The sequence below is a fragment of the Pseudomonas sp. NPDC087639 genome, assembly GCF_044743385.1.
Lineage (GTDB): Bacteria > Pseudomonadota > Gammaproteobacteria > Pseudomonadales > Pseudomonadaceae > Aquipseudomonas.
In genome coordinates this window covers 1-585 of the sequence record NZ_JBIUWI010000179.1, presented here as the reverse complement: position 1 = coordinate 585, position 585 = coordinate 1, and the positions used below count along the sequence as shown (strand labels likewise).

Genomic DNA, 585 nt, shown 5'->3' with positions numbered 1-585 from the left:
CAGGACATCGTCTACTACATCTCCGTGATGAACGAGTCGTACCAGCAGCCAGCCATGCCGGCCGGTGCCGAAGAAGGCATCAAGAAAGGCATGTACCTGCTCGAAGAAGACACCCGCGATGCGGCCCACCACGTACAGCTGATGGGCTCCGGCACCATCCTGCGCGAAGTGCGTGAAGCGGCGAAGATCCTGCGTGAAGAGTTCAACGTTGGCGCCGACGTGTGGAGCGTCACCAGCTTCAACGAACTGCGTCGCGACGGCCTGGCCGTAGAGCGCAGCAACCGTCTGAAACCAGGCCAGAAGCCTAAGCAGAGCTACGTCGAAGAATGCCTGAGCGGCCGTAAAGGTCCGGTCATCGCGTCCACCGACTACATGAAGCTGTTCGCTGAGCAGATCCGCCAGTGGGTACCGTCCAAGGAATTCAAAGTCCTGGGCACCGACGGTTTCGGCCGTAGCGACAGCCGCAAGAAACTGCGTCATTTCTACGAAGTCGACCGTCATTTCGTGGTGTTGGCAGCCCTGGCAGCACTGGCTGACCGTGGTGATATCGAACCTAAGGTCGTGGCTGAAGCCATCACCAAGTTC

Annotated in this window: 1 pseudogene; it reads left to right on the top strand. The window is 59.1% G+C overall.

The window, feature by feature from the left end:
- Positions 1-585: pseudogene (locus tag ACIOVB_RS27685) on the top strand (transketolase-like TK C-terminal-containing protein); the annotation flags it as partial.